We start from the raw sequence: 22,490 nt of genomic DNA on the forward strand, positions 1-22,490 counted from the left end.
GGTCCCGCTCCCTGCGGCGTCAGGGCGTGAGCGCCCGGGCCCACAGCTCCTGGTGGCGCGCCACGTGCTCGGCGGCGCGCCGCCAGTGCTCGCCGTGCCCGGAGACGAACATCGACCCCCAGGGCTCGCGTCCCGCCCGGTGCGAGGACTCCAGCAGGTCGAGCATCGCGCGGGTGCGCCGGGCCATCGCCGCGGGCAGGGCGTCCCGCAGCGCCGCATCGGCCCCGTAGCCGTCCACGAGGGCCGCGAGATCCGCCGCCGCGGCGGCGGGATCCGCGGTCGCGTCGTTCAGGGTGAAGGCCTGCGCCGAGTACGCCAGATCCCACAGCCGCGTGCTCGGCCCCGCGCCGTCCCAGTCGATGAAGACCCAGCGCTCGCCGACCACCAGGTTCCAGGGGGTGAGGTCGTTGTGGCAGATGAGATCGGCGCCCTCGACCGGAAGGATCCCCGCGGGCAGGGGAGCGGCGGGCCGGAAGCTCTCGCTCGCATCGTGGATCGCGCGGATCATCGCCCCCGCGCGTCCCAGCTCCCCGCGGGTCAGCGGCGGGCCGTCCAGGGCGATCGGGCCGGGGACGAACTCGGTGACCATCCGTCCCTGCGCGTCGCGGCCGCGGGGCTCGGGCAGGTCCACGCCCTGCGCCCGCACGTGCGCCATGAAGTCGAGGACCCCCGCGGCCGACGGGGTCCAGGGCTTGCGCACCGTGTCACCGACCCGCACCACGCCGGCGGTGGCATTGCCTCCGCCGAGCGCCTGCTCGTCATCGGGTCTCGGCTCCAGCTCATCGCGCATCGGGTTACCGTAGCCCCGCAGTGCCGGGCTCGGCACCGCATTTTCCCTGCGTCCGCACCCGCACCCGCACCCCGGCCCGCGCCCGCGTGGGCGCCCCGGCTCAGCCGTCGAGGATCGCGCCGCGCGAGGCGGACTGCACCAGGCGCACGTACTTGCCCAGCACGCCGCGCCGCGCGACCGGCGCGGGCGGGGTCCAGGCGGCGCGGCGCCGCTCGAGCTCGGCCGGATCGACCAGCAGGTCCAGGCCGCCGGCGCCCACGTCCAGGCGGATGCGGTCCCCGTCCTCCACCAGGGCGATCGGGCCGCCGTCCACGGCCTCCGGGGCGATGTGCCCCACGCACAGCCCGGAGGTGCCGCCCGAGAACCGCCCGTCGGTCATGAGCAGGACGTCCTTGCCCAGGCCCGCGCCCTTGATGGCGCCGGTGATGGCGAGCATCTCGCGCATGCCCGGACCGCCCTTGGGCCCCTCGTAGCGGATCACCACCACGTCGCCGTGGTCGATGGTGCCATCGGCCAGGGCGTCCAGCGCCTGCTGCTCGCGGTCGAAGACCCGCGCCGTCCCCTCGAACACGTCCGCCTCGAAGCCGGCGGACTTCACCACCGCCCCCTCCGGGGCGAGGCTCCCGTGCAGGATGGTGATCCCGCCGGTCGGGGCGATCGGCGCGGAGGCCGGGCGCAGCACCGTGCCATCGGCCGGCAGCGGCTTCAGCGCCTCGAGGTTCTCGCCGACGGTGCGGCCGGTGACGGTCAGGCAGTCCCCGTCCAGCAGGCCCTCGTCCAGCAGGATCTTCATGACCACCTGGATCCCGCCCACGTGGTCGACGTCGTTCATGACGAAGCGTCCGTAGGGCTTGAGATCGGCCAGATGCGGCACCTTCGCGCCGATGCGGGCGAAGTCCTCGAGGGACAGGTCGACCTCCGCCTCGTGCGCGATGGCCAGCAGGTGCAGCACGGCGTTGGTGGAGCCGCCGAAGGCCTGCACCACGGCGATCGCGTTCTCGAAGGCGGGGCGGGTCATGATCTGCCGGGCGGTGATCCCCTGGCGCAGCATCCCCACCACCGCCTCGCCGGCCTGGCGGGCATGCGCGTCGCGCCGGCGATCGGCCGACGGCGGCGTGGCCGAGCCCGGGATAGACATGCCCATCGCCTCGGCGACGCTCGCCATCGTGTTGGCCGTGTAGTAGCCGCCGCAGGCCCCTTCTCCCGGGCAGATCGAGCGCTCGATGCGGCCGACGTCCTCCCGGCTCATCAGCCCGCGGGCGCAGGCGCCCACCGCCTCGAAGCCATCGATCAGGGTGACGTCCTTGACGGTGCCGTCCGAGAGCGTCACGCGCCCCGGCATGATCGTCCCGGCGTAGACGAACACGCTCGCCAGGTCCAGGCGGGCCGCGGCCATCAGCATGCCCGGCAGCGACTTGTCGCATCCCGCCAGCAGCACGGACCCGTCCAGCCGCTCGGCCTGCATCACCGTCTCCACCGAGTCGGCGATGACGTCCCGGGAGACCAGCGAGTAGTGCATGCCCTCGTGACCCATCGAGATCCCGTCGGAGACCGAGATCGTCCCGAACTGCAGCGGGTACCCGCCGCCGGCGTGCACGCCCTCCTTCGCGGCGCGCGCCAGGCGGTCCAGGGACAGGTTGCACGGGGTGATCTCGTTCCACGAGCTGGCGATGCCGATCTGCGGCTTCTCCCAGTCGGCGTCGCCCATCCCCACCGCGCGCAGCATCCCGCGGGAGCCGGTGGCGGACAGCCCGTCGGTCACCTGCCGGCTGCGGGGCTTGAGATCCGGGCGGGCAGAGGCGGTGGCGTCGTCGTCGAGGCTCATCCTCCGAGGGTAGTCCGCAGTGACGCCCGACACACCCTCTCCGCCCGGGAATGCGGGGGCCGACCGCGTAGTTGAGTCAGATGTACTCAAGTTCGGTGACAGCCCGTTTGACAGGTCCGCGCCACGGTCCTGTACTTGAGTCCGTACAGCTCAAGCTGCGCCCCCGTCGGGGCGCGCGCACAGTGCGGCTCGCGCCGCAGAAAGGCAGGCACCCATGTCCCGTGTCGTCGGAATCGACCTCGGAACCACCAACTCGGTCGTCGCGGTCCTCGAGGGCGGCGAGCCCACCGTCATCGCCAACGCCGAGGGCCTGCGCACCACCCCCTCCGTCGTGGCCTTCTCCAAGCAGGGCGAGGTCCTCGTGGGCGAGGTCGCCAAGCGCCAGGCGGTCACCAACGTCGACCGCACCATCTCCTCGGTCAAGCGCCACATGGGCACCGACTGGACCACCCAGATCGATGACAAGAGCTACACCCCGCAGGAGATCTCCGCCCGCATCCTGGGCAAGCTCAAGCGCGACGCCGAGTCCTACCTGGGCGAGACGGTCACCGACGCGGTCATCACCGTGCCGGCGTACTTCTCCGACTCCGAGCGCCAGGCCACCAAGGACGCCGGGCAGATCGCCGGCCTGAACGTCCTGCGCATCATCAACGAGCCCACCGCCGCGGCCCTCGCCTACGGCCTCGAGAAGGGCAAGGACGACGAGCAGATCCTGGTCTTCGACCTCGGCGGCGGCACCTTCGACGTGTCCCTGCTCGAGGTGAGCAAGGACGAGGACGGCTCGACCATCCAGGTCCAGGCGACCGCGGGCGACAACCGCCTCGGCGGCGACGACTGGGACCAGAAGATCGTCGACTGGCTGATCTCCCAGGTCAAGACCAAGGACGGCGTCGACCTCGGCAAGGACCGCATCGCCCTGCAGCGCCTCAAGGAGGCCGCCGAGCAGGCGAAGAAGGAGCTGTCCTCGGCGTCCAGCACCAACATCTCCCTGCAGTACCTCTCCATGACGGAGAACGGCCCCCTGCACCTGGACGAGAAGCTCACCCGTGCGCAATTCGAGGACATGACCAAGGACCTCCTCGAGCGCACCAAGGCGCCCTTCCACCAGGTCATCAAGGACGCGGGCGTCAAGCTCTCCGACATCGACCACGTGGTCCTCGTCGGCGGCTCGACCCGTATGCCGGCCGTGTCGCAGGTCGTCAAGGAGCTCACCGGCAAGGAGCCCAACAAGGGCGTCAACCCCGATGAGGTCGTCGCCGTGGGCGCCGCCCTGCAGGCCGCCGTCATCAAGGGCGACCGCAAGGACGTGCTGCTCATGGACGTCACCCCGCTGAGCCTCGGCATCGAGACCAAGGGCGGCGTGATGACCAAGCTCATCGAGCGCAACGCGGCCATCCCGACCAAGACCTCCGAGGTGTTCTCCACCGCGGACGACAACCAGCCCTCGGTGGCCATCCAGGTGTTCCAGGGCGAGCGTCAGTTCACCCGCGACAACAAGCTGCTGGGCACCTTCGAGCTCACCGGCATCGCCCCCGCGCCGCGCGGCATCCCGCAGATCGAGGTCACCTTCGACATCGACTCCAACGGCATCGTCCACGTGACCGCGAAGGATCGCGGCACCGGCAACGAGCAGTCCATCCAGATCACCGGCGGCTCCGCGCTGTCCGATGAGGAGATCGACCGCATGGTCAAGGACGCCGAGGCCCACGCCGCCGAGGACGAGGAGCGCCGCAAGAACGCCGACGCCCGCAACACCCTCGAGCAGCTCGTCTACCAGGGCGAGACCCTGCTCAAGGACAACGCGGACAAGGTCGCCGACGGCGACCGCACCAAGGCCGAGGACGCCATCTCCTCCGCCAAGGAGGCCCTGGCCAAGGAGGACGCGGCGACCGCCGACCTCGAGTCCGCGCGCGATGCGCTGAACGAGGCCCTGCAGGCCGTCGGCACCGCGATCTACGCGCAGCAGCAGGCCGCGCCCGAGGGCGAGGCCGGCGCCGAGTCCGGGGCGTCCTCCTCCGAGGACGATGACGTGGTCGACGCCGAGATCGTGGACGAGGACGAGGAGAAGAAGTGATGAGCGAGGACCACAGCACCCCGGACCCGGCCGAAGGCTCGGAGCAGGGCGAGCCGCGGTTCTCCTTCACGGACAAGCGCAAGGTGAACCCGGAGGACGGCAGCGTCCGTCCTCCGGCGGATCCCGCCGCCGAGGACGTCGACCCGATCGACGCCGAGGCCGCGGAGCTGTTCGAGCAGGCCGCGTCGGGAGCCGACGACTCCCGCGTCGCCGAGCTCGAGAAGCAGGTCGCCGACCTCTCCGAGACGCTCAAGCGCGATCAGGCCGAGTACGTCAACTCCCGCCGTCGGATCGAGGCGAGCGCGGAGGCGGGCAAGGAGGCGGCCATCGGCCGGGTGATCTCTTCGCTGATCGGCGTGCTCGACGACATCGACCTGGGCCGCCAGCACGGCGACATCGTCGAGGGGACCCCGTTCCACGCGATCAGCCAGAAGCTCGAGAGCGCGCTGGGTGCCCACGGGCTCGAGCGCTTCGGCGCCGTGGGGGACGAGTTCGACCCGACCATCCACGAGGCCCTCATGCACGAGGACTCCGACGAGGTCGAGGTCAACACCGTCAAGATGGTCATGCAGGCCGGCTACCGGATGAACGGCCGCGTGCTGAGGCCGGCCCGCGTGGCCACCTACGGCCCGCAGTGACACCCGGCGGGGCCGTCGGAGCATCGCTCCGGCGGCCCCGCCACCCCCAGCATCCACGTCCCACGCTCCTGGAAGGAGGCGCGCATGTCCGGACAGGACTGGCTCGACAAGGACTTCTACGCGGTCCTCGGCGTCTCGAAGGACGCGACCGCGGCGGAGATCAAGAAGGCGTACCGGAAGAAGGCCAAGGAGCTGCACCCGGACCGCCACCCCGGCGACCCCGCCGCGGAGGACCGCTTCAAGGCGGTCGGTGAGGCGTACTCCGTGCTCAACGACGCGGAGCAGCGCCAGCAGTACGACGCGATCCGTGCCATGGGCTCCGGCGGCGCCCGCTTCGCCTCCGGTCCCGGCGGCGGGGCCGGCGGCTTCGAGGACGTCTTCTCGGCCATGTTCGGCGGCGCGCCGGGCGGCGGGAACGTCCGCTTCGGCGGCCCGGCCGGGCCCGGAGGCCCGGGGGGCGCCAACCCCTCCATGGAGGACATCCTGTCGATGTTCGGCGGGGGCGGCGGCTTCGCCGGCGCCGGCCCGTCGACCGCGCAGCGCACCCCGCCGGCCGGGGCCGATCTCAGCGCGAGGGCGAAGCTCAGCTTCCGCCAGGCCGCCGAGGGCACCGAGCTCACGGTCACTGTGGGCGGTCGAAACGTGACCGCGCGCATCCCCGCAGGGGTGCACGACGGGCAGAAGATCCGTCTGCGCGGCAAGGGACAGCCCAGCATCCACGGCGGACCCGCCGGGGACCTGCTGCTCACCCTGGAGGTCGCCCCGCACCCGGTGTGGTCGGCCGACGGCGCCGACCTGCGCATCACCGTGCCCGTCTCCTTCGACGAGGCGGTGCTCGGCACCACCCTCGAGGTCCCGCTGTTCGACGGCGGGAGCGTGCGCATGAAGGTGCCCGCGGGGACCCCTTCGGGGCGGACCCTGCGCGCCAAGGGCAAGGGGCTGAAGACCTCCAAGGGAACCGGCGACCTGCTGGTCACGCTCGAGGTCGCGGTCCCGAGCCACGTCGAGGGCAAGGCCCGCGCAGCGGTCGAGGACCTGCGCGCCGCGCTCGCCGACGAGGATCCGCGTCGAGGCCTCACGGAGGCCGCGGCGCGCTGAGCCGGCGGCCCGGCCGCGCCCGCGGCCGGGCCGGACGCCACGCTGGACCAGGAGGTGGAGAGCAGTGGCCGCATCGCATCGGCTGGACGAGAACGCCCCCGTGTTCGTGATCTCCGTGGCCGCGGAGCTGTCGGGCATGCACCCGCAGACCCTGCGCCAGTACGACCGGATGGGGCTGGTCTCCCCGCGGCGCGCCGCCGGCCGCGGCCGGCGCTACAGCCCCCGCGACGTGGTGCGCCTGCGCGAGGTGCAGCGCCTCTCCCAGGAGGAGGGCATCAACCTCGCCGGGATCAAGCGGATCCTCGAGCTGCAGGACCAGGTGCGCGACCTCAGCGACCAGCTCTCCGCCGTCCATGCCGCGGTCGAGAAGCTGGCCGGCACGGACGGCCGGGTCTTCGCCGCCGACAGCAGCGGGCAGGTCAGCGCGCTGCGCCGGGGGCAGCGTCCGCGACGCCCCAGCCCCGGCGGGGCGCTGGTCCTGTGGGGCGACCGCCGCTGACCGTCGCGGCTCGCCCCGCGCGGCGGGGTCAGCCGGCGGCGACCCCGCGGTAGAACTCCCGCCACTGCCGGGCGACGCTCGCCCGGTCGTAGGCGGCGGCCCCGCGCCGGGCCGCATCCCGGGCCTGCTCGCGCACCGGCCCCGGCGCCAGGACGCCCTCGAGCGCCTCCACGAACGGCGCGATCTGCCCGGACTCCGCCTCCACGCGCCGCGCGTAGTCGGCGAGGACCCCCTCGTAGTAGACGAGCTCGCGCACCACCACCGGGGTGTGCGCCGCCATCGCCTCGAGGATCGTCATCGGGAACAGCTCCTCGAAGGACGGCAGGAAGAAGCAGTCGGCGAGGTTGACGTGCAGGTTCATCCGCTCCCGCGGGACCATCCCGAGCAGGCGCACGTTCGCCGGCAGGTCCTCGGCGGCCTCCCGGATGCGGGAGTGCCCGGCCGTGATCCGGCCGAAGGAGAACCCGCCGGCCCACAGGAACTGCACATCGGGCATCGCCCGGGCCACGTCGAGGAAGTCGAAGAAGCCCTTGCGCACCTGCAGCTGCCCGGCGCACAGCACCACCGGGCGTGACGGGTCCAGCCCCAGCTCCTCCCGCAGCGCCGCGACCTGCGCGGCGCCCTCGGGATCGGTCAGCGGGCGGAAGTCCTGCTCGGAGACGAAGTTGGGGATGAACGCGATGCGCTCGGCGTCGAAGCCGTAGTCCTCGGCGAGCTTGCGGATGAACCAGGGGTTCACCGTCACCAGCTGGTCCATCGAGCGGTAGAACCGCAGCATGTACGCGTCGAAGACGGCCCGCGCCGGGCGGGGCAGCGTGATCGAGTCGTGGACGGTCTCGGGGATGAAGTGCACGTGCCCGACGGTGCGTCCGCGACGCCGGATCATCGGCACCCGCGCCAGGAACTCCGGGTTGATGGAGTGGAAGTGGTTCACGTGCCCGGCGCGACGGGCACGGTCGACGACGTCGAACTCGTCGCCGAGCTCCGCCGTGATCAGCGCGACCTGCTCGAGGTAGGCGGAGCCGACGCCCTGGCCCTGCACGGAATCGGCCTTGGAGAACGCGTGGATGCTCACGCGTCCGGTGCCGGCGGCCGGGCTGCGTCGGGGGCCGCCGGGGCGGGTCGCGGTCACCACGGCCAGAACCTCGTGAGCAGGGCGGAGACGCCGAGGCCGTAGGCCAGCAGCGTCCAGGGCTTGCCGGCGAAGATGATCAGGGCGTAGGTGCGCCAGCGCATCCGGGTGGTGCCGGCGAGGTAGCACAGCAGGTCATCGGGGGCGACGGGCAGCACGATCGCCACGGCGAAGGCGCGCGAGAAGTGGCCGCTGCGCGTCCACCCCAGGTACTTCTCGACCGTGCGGGGGGAGAACATCCGCTCGATGAGCCCCAGGCCCACCTGCCGGCCTATCGCGAAATTCAGCATGGACCCGGCGCAGATCGCGAGGTAGCTGTACAGGATCCCCTCGACGGGGCCGAACAGCAGCGGCGCCGCGATCACCAGCAGCCCGCCGGGGACGATGGGGAACACCGTCGCGGCGAGGGCGGCGCCGAAGAACACCAGCGGCCCCCACAGACCCAGGGAGTCGATGAAGCTCTGCAGGTGCTCCAGCGAGCGCAGCACCCCCGACTGCATGCCCCACGCCATCAGGGCGGCGCACACCGCCAGCCCGGCCAGCGGCGCGAGGCGGGCGATGATGCGCAGCGGGTCGCGGCGGGCCGAGGCGCTGTGCGCCGGGGCCGATGCGGTCGATGCCCCCGACGGGGCCGATGCCTCCGACGGGGCCGGCGTCTGCGTGGAGCGCTGCGCGGCGCGCAGCGTGCTGACCCGGCGATCCACCGTCTCCAGGCCCTCGGCCAGGGTGCGGCGGGCGTCTGCGGCCATCGGCGCGACCGTGCTCATGCGCTGACCCCCAGGTCCTCGCCCATCAGGCACGCCGCGGTGAGGGCGGCGCCCATGTACCGGGCATCGGCCCGGCGGGCGACGACCCCGCTGTAGACGTCCAGGACGGAGCGGGCGAAGGCCTCCGCCCCGCAGGTGGTGCGGGCGTGCTCCAGCGCCGCGGCGGCCATCCGCTCGCGCTGCGCGGAGGAGTCGGCGATCGCGGACAGCCCGCGCTCGAAGCCGGCGGAGTCCTCGTAGCAGTACCCGGTCTCGCCCTCGAGGACGACGGCCTCCAGGGACTCGTCGCGGCGGCACAGCAGCGGCAGGCCGCAGGCGAGGGCCTCGATGAAGGTCAGCCCCTGGGTCTCGGAGAGCGACGCGCTGACGAACACGTCGCCGATCCGGTACCAGCGGGCCACCTCCTCGGGGTCGACGACACCGACGAAGCGGACCCGATCGGACACGCCCAGCCGGGCGGCGCGCTCCTCGAGCTCGGCGCGGTAGGGGCCGTCGCCCACCAGCACCAGCACGGCGTCGGGGCGGTCGACCGCGGCGACGTGGTCGAGCACCTCGTCGAGGTTCTTCTCCTTGGCCAGGCGGCACACCGACAGCAGCACCGTGTCCTGGGGCGCGATGCCCAGGCTCTCGCGCAGGGAGGCGGCATCGGCCCGCTCCGCCGCCGTGCGCGCCGGGCGGAAGCGCTCCAGGTCCAGCCCCGTGGGGACGACGTGCACGGGCCGCTCGACCCGGTAGCCCTCCAGCAGGCGGGCCACCTTCGCCGTCGGCGCGATCACCGCGTCGGTCGAGTGCAGCAGCTTGCGCGAGAAGGTCGCCACGGCCTTGCGGCCCATCGTGCGGCTGGGGGAGTAGTAGTGGGTGTAGTCCTCGTAGATCGTGTGGTACGTGTGCACCAGGGGGACGTCGAGGTCGCGGGCGATCCGCCGCGCCCACACATGGGTGGAGAACTCGCACTGCGAATGGACGACGTCCGGTCCCCAGTCGAGGATCTCCCGCAGCACCCCGCGGTTGGAGAGCATCCCGATGCGGGCCTGGTCGTAGACCAGCGCCGCGGAGACGGAACCGAGCTCGTACACGCCGTCACGTCGCCGCGAGCGCAGGCCGGGGGCGAGCGTCAGGACGCGGACCTCGCAGCCCAGGGACTCGAGCTCGCGGCGCAGCGTGGTCACCGAGGCGACCACGCCGTTGACGACCGGCTCCCACCAGTCGGTCGTCAGGAGGACCTTGAGGGTCGGGGAGGAGGGACGGTGCGTCTCGGACATGGTGCCAGGCTCCCATCGCTCGGGCGCCGAAGGATCCTCCCCAGGGAGGGACCGGGTCCTCCCGAGGGATGATCTCCGGCCCTGCCCCGGGGCTCCGTCGGTGCGGTGACCACAGGTTCGTGCGTGCATGGAACGACACTATGGCGGCAGCGGAACCCCCTGACAGGGGATGCGCCCGGAGCGTTGGTGAGTGTTTCCCCCTGGTGCCCCGGGGCGTCACCTGGTAGAGGGCTACTGAGCCTGATAGGTCGCGGTGAAGGATGCGGAGGACAGCTGCTGGGTGAAGATCGCGAAGCGCGCCTGGACATGCGGCTGATCGGCGTCCACGCCGAGCTGGGCCACCGGCAGCGCATGGACGGTGAAGATGTACCGGTGCGGCGGGCCCGCCGGGGGCTGCGGGCCGTCGTAGCCCCGTCGGCCGAAGTCGTTGACCGCCTGCTGGAGGCTCGCATCGTCGCGGGCCAGGCCGAGCGGGAGGGAGGTGGCATCGCCCGGGATGTCCCAGGCGATCCAGTGCCAGAACCCCGACCCCGTCGGGGCGTCGGGGTCGTAGCACGTCACGGCGAAGGACGCGGTGCCCTCCGGGGCCCCGGTCCAGGAGAGATCCGGAGAGAGGTCCTCCCCGCCCAGCTCCGTCACCAGCTGCTGCGGCGCCACGACCGAGCCCGAGGGCGTCGCGGTCGAGGAGAGGAGGAACCGGGTGTCGGTCGTCACGTCATCGGTGGTCATGGAGCAAGGGTAGGGAGAGTCGCATCCTCTGTCGAGGGTGCCGCACCTAGACTGCACGTCATGTCGAATGCCGCACCCGTGCCCGCCGCACCGCCCGTCCAGCCCGTGATCGTGGGCGGCGACATCGGCGCCTACTCCCTGGCGCGGGCGTTCCACGAGGCCTACGGCGTGCGCTCGATCGTCATCAGCCGGCTGCGCGGCTGGCACGTGGACCGCTCCGCGATCATCGAGAACGTCTCCTGCCCGGATCCCTTCGACCCCGCGCAGCTCGCCCCCGTCCTCGCGCAGGTGGCCGCCGCACACTCCGGCGCGCCGGTGATGCTGCTCGGCTCGGCCGATGCGACCGTCAAGGCGATCATCGCCGTGCGCGACACGATGGGCGCCCTGCCCGAGGGCTGGACCGCGCCGTACGTCGGGATGGACGCCTTCCGCGCCGGCACCGAGAAGCAGAACTTCACGGCCCTGTGCGAGCGCCTGGGCGTGGACCACCCCGCCACCCGCGTCGTCGACCTCGCCCAGGAGGTCGACCCCGACCTCGAGGTCCCCTTCACCTATCCGGTCATCGCCAAGCCGGCCGAGGTCTCGGAGTGGAAGAAGGCGGACTTCGCCGGCAAGTCGAAGGTCCACACCGTCGCCTCCCGCGCCGAGCTGCTGGACCTGCTGCGCCGCATCCGCGAGGCCGGGTACCGCGAGTCGATCATCGTCCAGGACCGCGTCCCCGGCGACGACCAGGCCATGCGGATCCTCACCTGCTACTGCGACGCCGACTCGCGGGTGCGCTTCGCCTCCTACGGGCGCACCCTGCTGGAGGAGCACAGCCCGGGAGCCATCGGCAACCCGGCCGCGATCATCACCGCCGTGGACCCGGACGTCGTCGACCAGGCCCAGCGGCTGGTCCGCGAGCTGGGCTGGACCGGCTACGCCAACTTCGACCTCAAGTACGACCACCGCGACGGGCGCACCAAGTTCTTCGAGCTGAACCCGCGTCTGGGCCGCTCGAACTACTACGTCACCGCCGGCGGGCACAACCCGGTGACCTGGTACGTGCGCGAGCACCTCGGCGAGGGCCTCGGAGCGGCCGGCGAGATCCTCCAGGAGCAGCAGGAGGCGCTGTACACCGTGGTCCCCGTCGCCCTGGTGCGCCGCTACACGACCCTGCCCGATGCCAAGGAGCAGCTGCGCCGCGTCGTCGCCGCCCGCCGCGTGCGCAACCCCCTGCTGTACCCGGGCGTGGAGAAGGACCCGCGCCGTTGGGCGACCATCGCCGCGGCCATGCTCAACTACGTGCGCAAGTTCCACCGCTACTACCGTCCCGAGGACTTCCGGTGAGCGCGGGCCCGGGCGGGCGGATCGCGCCGGAGGACTGGTCCGCGCAGGTCGTCGGCGTGCTCGGCGGGCTGGGCCCGGCGGCGACGAGCGTGTTCCTCGACATCCTCGTCCGGGCCACCGATGCCGCCAGCGATCAGGACCACCTGGATCTGCTCGTCTCCCAGCACTCGACCACCCCGGATCGCACCGCGCGGATCCTGGACCCCGCGGCCCCGGACCCCGGCATCGTCATCGCCCGCGACGCCCGCATGCTCGAGCGGGCCGGGGCCACGCTGCTGGTGATGCCCTGCAACACCGCCCATCACTTCGTGCGCCAGGCCGAGGACGCCACCACCGCGCCGTTCCTCAGCATCGTGGAGCTCACCGCCGAGGTCGCCGCCCGCCGCGTCGGCGCCCCCGCCTCCGCCGGAGCCGGCGCCTCCGCCGGGGGCGGCGCCGCGGCCCCGGTGGCCGTGTTCGCCACCGAGGGCAACGTGCGCGCCGAGGTGTACCAGCAGGCGCTCGAGCAGGCCGGGGCGCGCGCCTGGATCCCCTCGCGCGACCTCCAGGACCGCGTCAACGCGATCATCTACGACCAGGTCAAGGCCGGGCGTCCGGTGGACATGGAGATGTTCGAGGGCTGCGTCGCCGAGGCGATCGACGGCGGCGCCGGCACCGTGGTGCTGGGCTGCACCGAGCTCAGCGTCGTCTACGACCAGCAGGGCCTGCGCGGCGACCCGCGCCTGACCGACTCCCTCACCGAGCTGGCCACCGCGACCATCCTCGCCGCCGGCAAGCAGGTCAGCCCCGCCTTCCGCCCCGCCTGACCCCGCCCGCGCCCGACCCGGCCTCTGCCTCGGCGCCGTCCGCCGCAGGCTCGGCCCGCACCTCGGCGCCGTCCGCCGCACCGCGAGATGTCGATCTGTGTCGCGTGAACAGGGGCTCATGCGACGCAGATCGACCTCTGGCGTCTCACGAGGCGTGGCGACCATGCCGAGGTCGCCACGGGTGCGGACCTCGCGCGGTCACGGCTGCCATCCCCGCTCGGCCAGCGCGCGCCGGACGCGGTCCACGGCCTCGCGTCCGCGGTCGTGCATGTGGTCGTTCATGAGGCGGATCTCGGTCCATCCGATGCGCCGGAGGCGTTCGGCACGGTCGATGTCGCGGCGCACCTGCGCCGCGGTGCGATGGTCCGCTCCCTCGTACTCCGCCGCGACCTGCCACTGCGGCCATTGGAGGTCCGGCTCGTGCATCGGCCTCCCGTGCGGACCGATCACCGGGACGTTGAGCAGCGGTTCGGGGATGCCGGCGGCGAGGAGCCTCAGGCGCAGCTCGGTCTCCCGCGGGGAATCGGCGCCCACGCGCACCTGGTCCAGGACACGTGCCGCCCGGACCGCTCCGGGCCGACCCCGGCTCGATGCGACGAGGTGCGCCAGACCCTCGAGAGTGGCCCACGGGTCCGTCCTCCCGTTCTCGGCCCACGGCCGCGGCGACCGCACGAGGTGGTCTCCGATCTGCGTCAGGGCGAGGTCGGAGAGGTGCGCATCGGCGCCGGCCAGATCACGCCACGTCTGGACGCGCGTCGTGATCCGTACCGGCCCGACCGTCGTGATGCTCGTCGGAGGCAGGCGAGCGAAGCGCGCCCGGGTTCCGGCGCGCCGCAGCCTTCGCGATCCGGGAGGAAGCGTCAGATCCACCGGCGCGTCCTGCTTCTGCAGGACGGATCGCGGCAGCGGAAGCTCCCAGATGCGCGCGGCGCTGAGCCGGGAGACGACAGCATCGGGCCGATCGTGCTGCAGGGCGGCCGCGATCGCGAGCTCGCTCGGCACCGCACCCGCCGGAGCATAGAGCCCTGGGCCGATGCGCCGGACGTCGCGGCGTCGCAGACGCTCGGGCTGCACGCCCAGGTCGCGCGCCTCGGCGAGGGAGAAGACCCGATCGGCGATCGGAGCGGGCAGAGGGAGAAGCGGATGAGGCATGGGCGCCACCGTGCCAGCGCAGCGCGAACCATCCGCGTCGTCCTCCACATCCCCTTGGTCGCAGTGCCGACGTGGTACTCCTCCCCAGAGTGCTCGGTCGACATGCCCGCGAGGACGGCGCGCGTGCAGGGACCGCCGTCGTGCCGTGGGGACGGCGCACCGCGCAGGGGCCGCCGTCGTGTCGCGAGGACGGCGCGGGTGACGGCGCGCGGAGCGTGCCTCGAGGACGGCGACGGAAGGCCGACGCTGCCGGTGAGCGCACGAGGATTCCGGCGGGATTCGGTGTGGCGGCCGACACGCGGTGCGGTGGGCGACAGGCGGTGCGGTGGCCGACAGGTGGGAGCGGCGAGAAGTCGTTTTCTGTCGCTTGAACAGGGCTTCAAGCGACAGAAAATGACTTCTCGCGGGCTGGAGGGGCTCGCGGGGAGGGCTCGCGGGGCGGGGCGTGCGGGCGCCGAGGCCCGTCGGGCGGGGCGTGCGGGCGCGCCGGGGCCCGGCGGGGTGCGCGGAGGGGAGGGGCGCGTCAGAAGCCGGTGGAGGTGGGGCGGGGGTAGTAGCGCAGGAACTTCTTCACGTGGTTCAGCGCCACCATCCAGGCGTAGCGCTTGGCCCAGGCGCCCTCGGCGGGGTAGGCCCACGGGTTCGCGGTGCCGCGGCGGGCGACGGTGCGCACCCAGCGGCGCTGGGCCGGGTCGGTGACGTAGCGCAGCAGCAGCGGCAGGGGCACCAGCGAGTACAGGATCTCGTCGTAGCGGGTGAGCGGCTCGATCTCGCGGTGCTCGATGCGGTCGGCGACGACCACCCGGGAGACGTTCGCCCCGGCGGCGGTGTTGTAGTGCAGGTTCCGGCCGATCCGCGGGTTGACCTCGAAGAACTTCAGGACCCCGTCGCGCGGGTCCTCCTTGACGTCGAAGTTCGCGAAGCCGCGCCAGCCGGTCGCCTCGAGCATGCGGCGGGCCTGCTCGAGGGCCTCCGGCAGCTCGGTCGTGATCATGGCGGCGGGGCGGCCCAGGGCGTCGGGGGTGTGCTCCTCGAGCAGCACCCTCGCCGAGGTCAGCAGGGTCACCCGCCCCTGCTGGTCGACGTAGGCGGTGATGGAGCACATGGCGGTGTCGTCCCCGGGGATCAGCTCCTGGACGACCAGGCGGCCGCGGTAGCCGGCGCGCGCGATGGTGCGCAGCAGCTCGTCGAGCTCCTCGGGGCTCTGGACGAACCACACCTTCTTCTTCGCGGCGAAGCGCACCGAGGCCATGTCGGCCGTCTTCGCCGCCTTCATGACCAGGGGGAAGGGGATGTCGAAGGTCGGCGGCTGCCAGGCCTCGGCGGCCTCGGCGTCCTCGATGCCGCGCATGTCGACGATCTCGGTGTGCGGGGCGTGCACGCCGTGCGCCTCGCACAGCAGAGCGAACTCCGCCTTGTCCGAGACGCGGTCCAGCGTCTCCGCGTCGAGGATCGGGATCTCGTAGTGGGGCTCGAGGGCCTCGCGGTGGTCGCTGAGCAGCTGCACGACGGAATCGGCGTTGCACAGCAGCAGCTGCGGGCGCACGCCGCCGCGGGAGACGGCGAGGTCCACCAGCGCACCGACCATGTCCGCGTCCCCGGCGGAGGAGCCGAGCTCGACGAGGTCGCAGGCCACCGAACGGCGCATGGGCTCCAGGCCCACCTTCGTCACGATGGTCGCCACGGTCCCGTACTGCTCGTGGAAGGCGCGGGCGAAGGCGTAGATCCCCAGTCCCGAGCCGACCAGGACGAGGTCGAAGTCGGGGGCGGGCGCGGCGGCGGGGGCGGTCTCGGGCATGGCTGGGATCCTATCGACTGCTCGGCGTCCTGCCTCCCAGACGTCCCGGGCCGGTGGGACGTCTGGGGTGCAGGACACAGGGGCTCAGGCCCGGCGCAGCCAGACGGCGGCGTCGGCGGGCACGACTCCCGGGGCGGAGGGGACCGAGGCGATGAGCACCTCGGCGTCCCCGTCCGCCGCCGCGCCCGCGCCGTCCCCGGCGCCGCGGCCGGCGACATCGGCCACCGGGATGTCGGCGCCGGTGGTGTTCACGACCACGCGGATGCCGGCGTGGTCGATCGCCAGCACGCCCTCGGGGACGTCCGCGGCGAAGGTCAGGCCCTCTCCGGGCAGGCCCAGTCGCAGCTCCTTGCGCAGGCGCAGGGCGGCCCGGTACATCTCCAGGGTCGAGGCGGGATCGCCGTCCTGGACATCGGCCGCGAGCTGTCCGAACTCGGCGGGCTGGGGGAGCCAGGACTTCCCGGTGGAGGAGAAGCCGTAGGCCGGGGCCTCGGCCGTCCAGGGCAGCGGCACCCGGCAGCCGTCGCGGCCGGGCACGCCGCCGCGCTTGTGGGCGGGGTCCTCGCGCAGGGCGTCGGGGATGTCGCGGACCTCGGGCAGGCCCAGCTCCTCGCCCTGGTACAGGTAGGCGGAACCGGGCAGGGACAGCATGAGCAGCGACGCGGCGCGGGCGCGGCGCAGCCCGAGCTCGGCATCGGGCACCTCGTCCCGGGCCAGGCCGGAGCCGAAGCGGTGGTCGGGGGCGAACCCGTAGCGGCTGGCGTGGCGGATCACGTCGTGGTTGGAGAGGACCCAGGTGGTGGGCGCGCCCACCGCATCGGCCAGGTCCAGCGGCTTCTCGATGGCGGCGCGCATCGTCTCGACGCCCCAGCGGGCCTGGAGGAACCCGAAGTTGAAGGACTGGTGCGCCTCCTCGGGGCCGATGTACAGCGGCAGGCGCTTCTCGGGGATCCAGGCCTCGAGCACCATCATGCGGTCGCCCTCGTAGGAGTCCAGGATCGGCCGCCACTCGCGGTAGATCTCCAGGACGCCGTCGTTGTCGAAGTAGACGGGGACCTCTCCCTCGGGGATGTCGAGCAGACCCTCGGCGGTGACCGTCGCGTCGGGCAGGCCGTCGGGCTTGACCATGCCGTGGGCGACGTCCACGCGGAAGCCGTCCACGCCGCGGTCCAGCCAGAACCGCAGCACGTCCGCGAACAGCTCGTGGACGGCGGGGTTGTCCCAGTTCCAGTCGGGCTGGGTGCTGTCGAAGATGTGCAGGTACCACTGGCCGGGGCTGCCGTCGGCCTCGGTGATCCGCGTCCAGGCGGGGCCGTGGAAGATCGAGGTCCAGTTGTTCGGGGGCAGCTCGCCGTGCTCGCCCCGGCCGTCGCGGAACATGTACATGTCCCGCTCGGGGGAGCCGGGCCCGGCGGCCAGGGCCCGCTGGAACAGGACGTGCTCGCTCGAGGAGTGGTTCGGGACGATGTCTGCGATCACCTTGATCCCCACCTCGTGGGCGCGGGCGATGAGCTCGTCGGCGTCGGCGAGGGTGCCGAAGCGGGGGTCGACGTCGGTGTAGTCGGCGACGTCGTAGCCGGCGTCGTGCTGTGGCGAGGTGTAGAAGGGCGAGAGCCAGATCGCGTCCACGCCGAGCTGCGCGAGGTAGGGCAGCCCCGCGGTGACGCCGGGCAGGTCGCCCATCCCGTCACCGTTCGAGTCCGCGAAGGAGCGGGGGTACACCTGGTAGACGACGGCGTCGCGCCACCACTGGTCGTGCTGCGGGGACATGCGGGGATGCTTCCTTCCGATGGGGTGCTGCTCGCCCGGCGGGCGAAGGACGGGGAGCCCGGGGGCTCGGACGCGGCGGGCGCGTCAGGTGGGGCGGGACCGACGGGGACGGCGGGGCGGTCGGGAGCGGCGGTCGCGCCGGGGATGCGGGACGGTCAGGATCGTCGGGCGCGCCAGAAGGCCGCGCCGGGGCCGGCGGCCCGGATCGTGAGGAGCGCACCGTCCGCGCTCCCCCCGACGTTCCCCTCGGCGTGGATCTCCTCGAGGCCGATGATCCCGGTCCAGCCTCGCAGATCGAGCTCCACCGGCCCGGGCCGGGAGGCACGGGCGAGGACGACGATCACATCGCCCTCGGGATGGGTGCGCGCGAGGACCAGCAGGTCCTCCTCGACGTGCAGGAGGCCGATGCCGCCCCGCCGCAGGGCGGGCTCGCGCCGGCGCAGGCCCAGCAGGGCCCGGGTCGCCCGCAGCACCTCGGCGTCCACGGGCGCGGAGCCCTCCGATGCCGGGCCGTCGCCGGGCGCGGAGCCGTCGGCGGGCGCGGAGCCGTCGGCGGGCGCGGCGTCGTCGACGGCCGCGATCGCCGCCCAGGGCATGGGCGTGCGGGAATGCTCGCCGGTGCTGCCCTCGGCGCCGATCTCGTCGCCCGCGAAGAGCGTCGGCACGCCCGGCAGGGCCGCGAGGGCCGCCACGGCGACGATCTGCCGCTCCCGGGTGCCGACGACGGTGCGGGTGCGGGGCGTGTCGTGGCTGGAGAGCTGGTTCTGCGAATGCAGCCGGGACGGCCACGGCATGTGCGCGTTGTAGTCCACCAGGGTGCGGGCGATCGCCGGGCCGGGCAGGCGCGGGACGGTGGTGGGCAGGCCCAGCCAGTTCAGGGTCGAGCCGGGCTCGGCCAGCCACGCCCACAGCGGCCGCGTGAAGCCGGTGTAGTTCATGGTGCCGTGCCAGCCGTCCCCGGCCAGGTCCCCGGTGGCGTCGTGGCCGTGCTCGGCCAGCAGCCAGGTCCCCTCGGGCATGGTCCCGCGCAGGGTGCGGGCCACCTCATGGGCGAGGTCGACGTCGTCGTGGCGGCCGGTCATGTTGGCCACGTCGATGCGCCAGCCGTCGGCCCAGACCGGCGGGGCGAGCCAGCGGCCCACCACGCTGTCGGGCCCCTCGAGCATGCGGGCCCGCAGCGCGGGGGAGCGGTGGTCGAGCTTGGGCAGGCTCGGCACCGCGTCCAGCCAGCTGCGGTAGGCGTGGGGGTGCTCGGTGAACAGGTAGAAGCCGGCCTCGACGGAGTCCGCATCGGCCTGGGCGGCGCGGAACCACTCGTGGGTGTCGCCGGTGTGGTTGGTGGTGAGGTCCAGCATCAGCCGCATGCCGCGCGCATGCAGCGCCTGCGACAGCCGCACCAGGGCCTCGTCCCCGCCCAGCAGCGGGTCCACCCGGTCGAAGGTCGCGGCGTCGTAGCGGTGCACGCTGCCGGCGGGGAACACGGGGGTGAGGTAGACGGTGTCCGCCCCGAGGGAGGCGATGTGGTCCAGGCGCTCGATGACGCCGTCCAGGTCGCCGCCGTACAGCTGCCGCCCGGTGATGTCGCCGCGCACGGCGGGCTCCTCGTCCCAGCGCATCGGCACCGCCCAGGCGGGCAGGTCCTGCGGGGCGGGGCGGCCCTCCGCGTCGACGGGGGCGCTCGCCGAGCGGGCGAAGCGATCGGGGAAGACCTGGTAGACGACCGCATCGGCGACCCACGCCGGAGCGGGCGGGTGCACCACCAGGCGGAAGTCCGTCGCATCGGCCACGTCCCAGGGGATCAGCCCGGCGGCGGTCAGCCACGCGTAGGCGGGGACGTCCCCGCCGCCGGGGCCGATGAGGCAGAAGCGGTAGGGGACCACCGGGTTCTCGGCGCGCAGGCGCACCTGCCACCAGGTGCCGGCCCCCGCCTCGGCGGGCGTCGGCTCTTCCGGCGCGGCATCGGCCGATGGCGCATCGGCGGCGGGCAGGGGCCGGGCCTCGCGGGTGCGGATCTCCCCGTCCACGACCGCGCGCAGCGCGACCGCGGTCACCGGGTAGGAGTCCGGGACCCAGACCCGCAGCACCGCCTCCTCGCCGAGGGCGTGCGCGGCCACGGGCACGCACAGCGGCCCGCTGTCGTGATGGGGCCGCCGGGGCAGGGGCGGCAGGGCGAGCTCGCTCATCCCTTCACCGCTCCCGCGGTGGAGCCGCCGACGATGTAGCGCTGCAGGAACTGGTACAGCACGATCACCGGGATCATGATCAGCACCGACCCGGCCGCGAACAGGCCCAGGTTGTTGGAGCGGTCCCCGGCGAGCATGCCGTACAGGCCCACCGCGAGCGTCTTGTTCTCGTCGCTGGTGAGGAAGATCGATCCGAGCAGGAAGTCGCTCATGACCCCGACCAGGCTCAGCAGCAGCGTGGTGGCGAGGATCGGCACCAGGGCCGGCAGCAGGATCCGGCGGAAGACCTGCCAGTGGCTCGCGCCGTCGATGGTGGCCGCCTCGTCCAGCTCCTTGGGCACGGTGTCGAAGAATCCCTTGATCAGCCAGACCTGCCCCAGGGAGCCGCCCAGCATGACGAGGATGTAGCCCGGCAGGGAGTCCAGGCCCAGCACGGGGATCGCCTGGCCGAGGTCCGAGATCATCGTGTAGATCGCGATCATCGACAGGATCGCCGGGAACATCATGATCAGCAGCAGGGCCAGCATGCCGCCGCGGCGGCCGCGGAAGCGCATGCGGCTGAACGCGTAGGAGGCCAGCACGGAGAGGAACACCTGCACGGAGGAGACCACGACGCACACGATGACCGTGTTGAGGTACCAGCGCACGAAGGGGCCGCGGGCTCCGGAGAGCAGGGTCTCGTAGTGCGTGAGGCTCACCTCGCGCGGCACCAGCCCGGAGGAGGACACGGTGCCCAGCGGGTTCAGCGAGGCCGAGACGACGAAGAGGATCGGGAAGACCGCGAAGGCGACGGCGAGGATGCCGACGACGTGGCGCCAGCCGATCTCGCCCATCCAGCGGCTGAACGGGAGGCGACGGGCCTCGGGGGCGGTGCGAGCAGTCTGCACAGACATGGCGGAGTCCTTCCGGGCCTTCAGTTGACGTCCTCGAGGACGTTCGCGAATCGGAACTGGATCGCGGCGAGGACGCCGGTGAGGATGAACAGGGCCACCGAGACCGCCGAGGCGAAGCCGAAGTCCGCTCCGGAGCCGCCGAAGGCGATGCGGTAGACCATCGAGATGAGGATGTCGGTCGCGCCGCGCGTGTACTCGTTGGCGGCGAAGGGGCCGCCGCCGGTGAGCAGCTCGATGGCGTTGAAGTTGTTGAAGTTGAAGGCGAAGGAGGCGACCAGCAGCGGCGAGACGGCCACCAGCAGCAGCGGTGCGATCACCCGGGAGGTGGTCTGCAGGCGGCTCGCGCCGTCGATCCGCGCGGCCTCGGTGAGCTCCTTCGGCACCGACTGCAGGGCGCCGGTGCACACGATGAACATGTACGGGAAGCCCATCCACAGGTTCGTCAGCAGCACGGCGGCCTTGGCGAGGGTGGGATCCCCGAACCAGTTCAGCGAGAGGCCGAGGGTCTGGTTGATCAGCCCGAAGTCGCGGTTGTAGAAGTTCGACCACACCAGCAGCGCGATGAACCCGGGCACCGCGTACGGCATCAGCAGCACGGAGCGGTACAGGCGGCGGCCGCGCAGGCGCTCGTCGTTGAGCACGAGGGCCAGGGCGAAGCCGACCAGGAAGGTCAGCAGCACGCTGCCGGCGGCGAACACGAGGGTCCACACGAAGGCGTCCGCGAACTGCCCGGCGAGCTTGCCGTCGGTGAACAGGCGCTCGTAGTTGGACAGGCCCACGCCCTGCAGCCAGGACTGCGGCATGCGCTCGCCGTCCTCGCTCACGAAGTACTCGGTGTCCCCGATCTTCTGCGGGGTGTAGACGGCGCCCGTCTGCGTGTTGGTGATGGCATCGGCGGCCTCGTCGTACTGGAGCACCTTGGTGCCCTCGAAGGCCTGGTCGATGCCCAGCAGGCGGATCGCGGTGGTCTCGTCGACCTCGACGGCGACCTCCTGCAGCGCGGCGTAGTTCGTGTTGATCTCGTCGGGGGTGAGGATCGCGGAGTCGTCGGCCGCGGTGACGAAGCCGTCGCGGACCGTGACGTCCGAGGCCGGGACCTGCTCGAGGGGGAGCTCCGGGCCGCCGCGGCGGATCTCCCCGCTGGCGGGATCCACCAGGTAGAAGACGTACGGACCCTCCTCGGCGGTGCCCTCGGTGGTGATGGTGAGGTTGTAGCGGGGGGAGTCCGGGGTCTGCTGCACGGAGTTGCCGGTGATCGCCGCGATCGCCTGCTCCTTGGTGCCCCGGCTGCCGTCGCCGAAGTTCGTGAAGGAGTAGCCGACGGTGAGGATGATCGGCGCGATGAGGAAGACGACCAGGAAGAACGTGCCGGGGAAGATGTACTTGCCGGGGATGAAGCGCCGGGTGGAGTAGAGCACGAAGATCGCGGCCGCCGCGGCCAGCACGACCGCCAGCCACAGCCAGGACTGCAGCCCCACGAGCACGGGCGCGATCCAGATCGTCACGGCGAGGACGGCGCCCAGGAACAGCGCCCGGGCGATCAGGGTGGTGGCGGACGTCCTGCGTGCCCGCTGCGCGGGCGCGGTCGTCGAGGTCATGGCGGGGTGCCTTTCGCGGGGGCAGCGGGGCTGCACGGCGGGAGGGCCGCAGGCCGGCCGGGGCGGCAGCGGCGGCGGGATCGGGCGGAGCGCGGGAGGGACGGACCCGCCCCGGGAGCGCAGGCGGGATGGGGACCGGGCGGGATG

18 protein-coding genes are annotated in these 22,490 nt (G+C 72.7%); 6 read left to right on the top strand and 12 right to left on the bottom strand.

Translation table 11 applies throughout. From position 1 onward, the window contains the following. Window positions 1–19: 19 nt before the first annotated feature. A complete protein-coding gene (locus tag ABD234_RS06550; RefSeq protein ID WP_038374158.1) occupies window positions 20–790 on the bottom strand; it encodes a phosphotransferase in 771 nt (256 codons plus the stop codon). Window positions 791–890: 100 nt separating this feature from the next. Then, window positions 891–2,615, bottom strand: coding sequence for a dihydroxy-acid dehydratase (gene ilvD / locus ABD234_RS06555; RefSeq protein WP_038374157.1), 1,725 nt, complete (start codon window positions 2,613–2,615; stop codon window positions 891–893). 214 nt (window positions 2,616–2,829) lie between these two features. Between ilvD and dnaK the strand changes: the two genes are divergently transcribed. The 4 genes from dnaK (at window position 2,830) to ABD234_RS06575 (ending at window position 6,924) form a co-directional block, all read left to right on the top strand. Then, on the top strand, window positions 2,830–4,689 hold the full coding sequence (dnaK, locus tag ABD234_RS06560) for a molecular chaperone DnaK (RefSeq protein WP_038374156.1): 1,860 nt from the start codon (window positions 2,830–2,832) through the stop codon (window positions 4,687–4,689). After that, a complete protein-coding gene (locus tag ABD234_RS06565; RefSeq protein ID WP_038374155.1) occupies window positions 4,689–5,327 on the top strand; it encodes a nucleotide exchange factor GrpE in 639 nt (212 codons plus the stop codon). Before dnaK ends, ABD234_RS06565 begins: the two co-directional genes overlap by 1 nt. An 84-nt stretch (window positions 5,328–5,411) precedes the next feature. Beyond that, window positions 5,412–6,425, top strand: coding sequence for a DnaJ C-terminal domain-containing protein (locus tag ABD234_RS06570; RefSeq protein ID WP_344354656.1), 1,014 nt, complete (start codon window positions 5,412–5,414; stop codon window positions 6,423–6,425). Window positions 6,426–6,489: 64 nt separating this feature from the next. Continuing rightward, a complete protein-coding gene (locus tag ABD234_RS06575) occupies window positions 6,490–6,924 on the top strand; it encodes a heat shock protein transcriptional repressor HspR (protein ID WP_344354658.1) in 435 nt (144 codons plus the stop codon). Between the two features lie 28 nt (window positions 6,925–6,952). Here the strand turns inward: ABD234_RS06575 and ABD234_RS06580 are convergent, their stop codons facing one another. The 4 genes from ABD234_RS06580 to ABD234_RS06595 form a co-directional block, all read right to left on the bottom strand. Continuing rightward, the gene (locus tag ABD234_RS06580; protein WP_344354660.1) at window positions 6,953–8,059 is read right to left on the bottom strand and encodes a glycosyltransferase family 4 protein; all 1,107 of its coding nucleotides are present in this window, start codon (window positions 8,057–8,059) and stop codon (window positions 6,953–6,955) included. Next, complete coding sequence (locus ABD234_RS06585) at window positions 8,053–8,823, bottom strand: TVP38/TMEM64 family protein (RefSeq protein WP_344354662.1); 771 nt, start codon at window positions 8,821–8,823, stop codon at window positions 8,053–8,055. The genes ABD234_RS06580 and ABD234_RS06585 overlap by 7 nt, the downstream gene beginning before the upstream one ends. Further along, entirely contained in the window at window positions 8,820–10,085 is a 1,266-nt protein-coding gene (locus ABD234_RS06590) for a glycosyltransferase family 4 protein (protein WP_344354664.1), read from the bottom strand. Before ABD234_RS06590 ends, ABD234_RS06585 begins: the two co-directional genes overlap by 4 nt. 231 nt (window positions 10,086–10,316) lie before the next feature. Then, window positions 10,317–10,814 carry a YbhB/YbcL family Raf kinase inhibitor-like protein gene (locus tag ABD234_RS06595; protein ID WP_051487111.1) on the bottom strand — a complete coding sequence of 166 codons (498 nt, stop codon included), beginning with the start codon at window positions 10,812–10,814 and terminating at the stop codon, window positions 10,317–10,319. A 60-nt stretch (window positions 10,815–10,874) separates the two neighbouring features. Here ABD234_RS06595 and ABD234_RS06600 point away from each other — a divergent pair, with 60 nt between their 5' ends. Together ABD234_RS06600 and ABD234_RS06605 are read left to right on the top strand one after the other, a co-directional pair. After that, the gene (locus tag ABD234_RS06600; RefSeq protein WP_344354666.1) at window positions 10,875–12,143 is read left to right on the top strand and encodes a carboxylate--amine ligase; all 1,269 of its coding nucleotides are present in this window, start codon (window positions 10,875–10,877) and stop codon (window positions 12,141–12,143) included. Beyond that, on the top strand, window positions 12,140–12,949 hold the full coding sequence (locus ABD234_RS06605) for an aspartate/glutamate racemase family protein (protein WP_344354668.1): 810 nt from the start codon (window positions 12,140–12,142) through the stop codon (window positions 12,947–12,949). The genes ABD234_RS06600 and ABD234_RS06605 overlap by 4 nt, the downstream gene beginning before the upstream one ends. Before the next feature lie 198 nt (window positions 12,950–13,147). Here ABD234_RS06605 and ABD234_RS06610 read toward each other — a convergent pair whose 3' ends face one another. The 6 genes from ABD234_RS06610 to ABD234_RS06635 form a co-directional block, all read right to left on the bottom strand. Beyond that, the gene (locus ABD234_RS06610; protein WP_344354669.1) at window positions 13,148–14,101 is read right to left on the bottom strand and encodes a hypothetical protein; all 954 of its coding nucleotides are present in this window, start codon (window positions 14,099–14,101) and stop codon (window positions 13,148–13,150) included. A gap of 523 nt (window positions 14,102–14,624) precedes the next feature. Further along, a complete protein-coding gene (locus ABD234_RS06615; RefSeq protein ID WP_038374147.1) occupies window positions 14,625–15,899 on the bottom strand; it encodes a carboxylate--amine ligase in 1,275 nt (424 codons plus the stop codon). Between the two features lie 84 nt (window positions 15,900–15,983). Beyond that, on the bottom strand, window positions 15,984–17,669 hold the full coding sequence (locus ABD234_RS06620; RefSeq protein WP_038374146.1) for a glycoside hydrolase family 13 protein: 1,686 nt from the start codon (window positions 17,667–17,669) through the stop codon (window positions 15,984–15,986). 155 nt (window positions 17,670–17,824) lie between these two features. After that, a complete protein-coding gene (locus ABD234_RS06625) occupies window positions 17,825–19,852 on the bottom strand; it encodes a glycoside hydrolase family 13 protein (RefSeq protein WP_038374145.1) in 2,028 nt (675 codons plus the stop codon). Next, window positions 19,849–20,745, bottom strand: coding sequence for a sugar ABC transporter permease (locus ABD234_RS06630; RefSeq protein WP_038374143.1), 897 nt, complete (start codon window positions 20,743–20,745; stop codon window positions 19,849–19,851). The genes ABD234_RS06625 and ABD234_RS06630 overlap by 4 nt, the downstream gene beginning before the upstream one ends. 20 nt (window positions 20,746–20,765) lie before the next feature. Continuing rightward, complete coding sequence (locus ABD234_RS06635; RefSeq protein ID WP_038374142.1) at window positions 20,766–22,343, bottom strand: ABC transporter permease subunit; 1,578 nt, start codon at window positions 22,341–22,343, stop codon at window positions 20,766–20,768. Window positions 22,344–22,490 lie beyond the last annotated feature (147 nt).

The sequence above is a fragment of the Brachybacterium phenoliresistens genome (genome assembly GCF_039530785.1).
Lineage (GTDB): Bacteria > Actinomycetota > Actinomycetes > Actinomycetales > Dermabacteraceae > Brachybacterium > Brachybacterium phenoliresistens.

What these genes read in the sequence shown, in the direction of transcription:
- ABD234_RS06550 (WP_038374158.1), bottom strand. Translation starts at nt 790, where the DNA reads ATGCGCGATGAGCTGGAGCCGAGACCCGATGACGAGCAGGCGCTCGGC.
- ilvD (WP_038374157.1), bottom strand. Translation starts at nt 2,615, where the DNA reads ATGAGCCTCGACGACGACGCCACCGCCTCTGCCCGCCCGGATCTCAAG.
- dnaK (WP_038374156.1), top strand. Translation starts at nt 2,830, where the DNA reads ATGTCCCGTGTCGTCGGAATCGACCTCGGAACCACCAACTCGGTCGTC.
- ABD234_RS06565 (WP_038374155.1), top strand. Translation starts at nt 4,689, where the DNA reads ATGAGCGAGGACCACAGCACCCCGGACCCGGCCGAAGGCTCGGAGCAG.
- ABD234_RS06570 (WP_344354656.1), top strand. Translation starts at nt 5,412, where the DNA reads ATGTCCGGACAGGACTGGCTCGACAAGGACTTCTACGCGGTCCTCGGC.
- ABD234_RS06585 (WP_344354662.1), bottom strand. Translation starts at nt 8,823, where the DNA reads ATGAGCACGGTCGCGCCGATGGCCGCAGACGCCCGCCGCACCCTGGCC.
- ABD234_RS06590 (WP_344354664.1), bottom strand. Translation starts at nt 10,085, where the DNA reads ATGTCCGAGACGCACCGTCCCTCCTCCCCGACCCTCAAGGTCCTCCTG.
- ABD234_RS06595 (WP_051487111.1), bottom strand. Translation starts at nt 10,814, where the DNA reads ATGACCACCGATGACGTGACGACCGACACCCGGTTCCTCCTCTCCTCG.
- ABD234_RS06600 (WP_344354666.1), top strand. Translation starts at nt 10,875, where the DNA reads ATGTCGAATGCCGCACCCGTGCCCGCCGCACCGCCCGTCCAGCCCGTG.
- ABD234_RS06610 (WP_344354669.1), bottom strand. Translation starts at nt 14,101, where the DNA reads ATGCCTCATCCGCTTCTCCCTCTGCCCGCTCCGATCGCCGATCGGGTC.
- ABD234_RS06615 (WP_038374147.1), bottom strand. Translation starts at nt 15,899, where the DNA reads ATGCCCGAGACCGCCCCCGCCGCCGCGCCCGCCCCCGACTTCGACCTC.
- ABD234_RS06620 (WP_038374146.1), bottom strand. Translation starts at nt 17,669, where the DNA reads ATGTCCCCGCAGCACGACCAGTGGTGGCGCGACGCCGTCGTCTACCAG.
- ABD234_RS06625 (WP_038374145.1), bottom strand. Translation starts at nt 19,852, where the DNA reads ATGAGCGAGCTCGCCCTGCCGCCCCTGCCCCGGCGGCCCCATCACGAC.
- ABD234_RS06630 (WP_038374143.1), bottom strand. Translation starts at nt 20,745, where the DNA reads ATGTCTGTGCAGACTGCTCGCACCGCCCCCGAGGCCCGTCGCCTCCCG.
- ABD234_RS06635 (WP_038374142.1), bottom strand. Translation starts at nt 22,343, where the DNA reads ATGACCTCGACGACCGCGCCCGCGCAGCGGGCACGCAGGACGTCCGCC.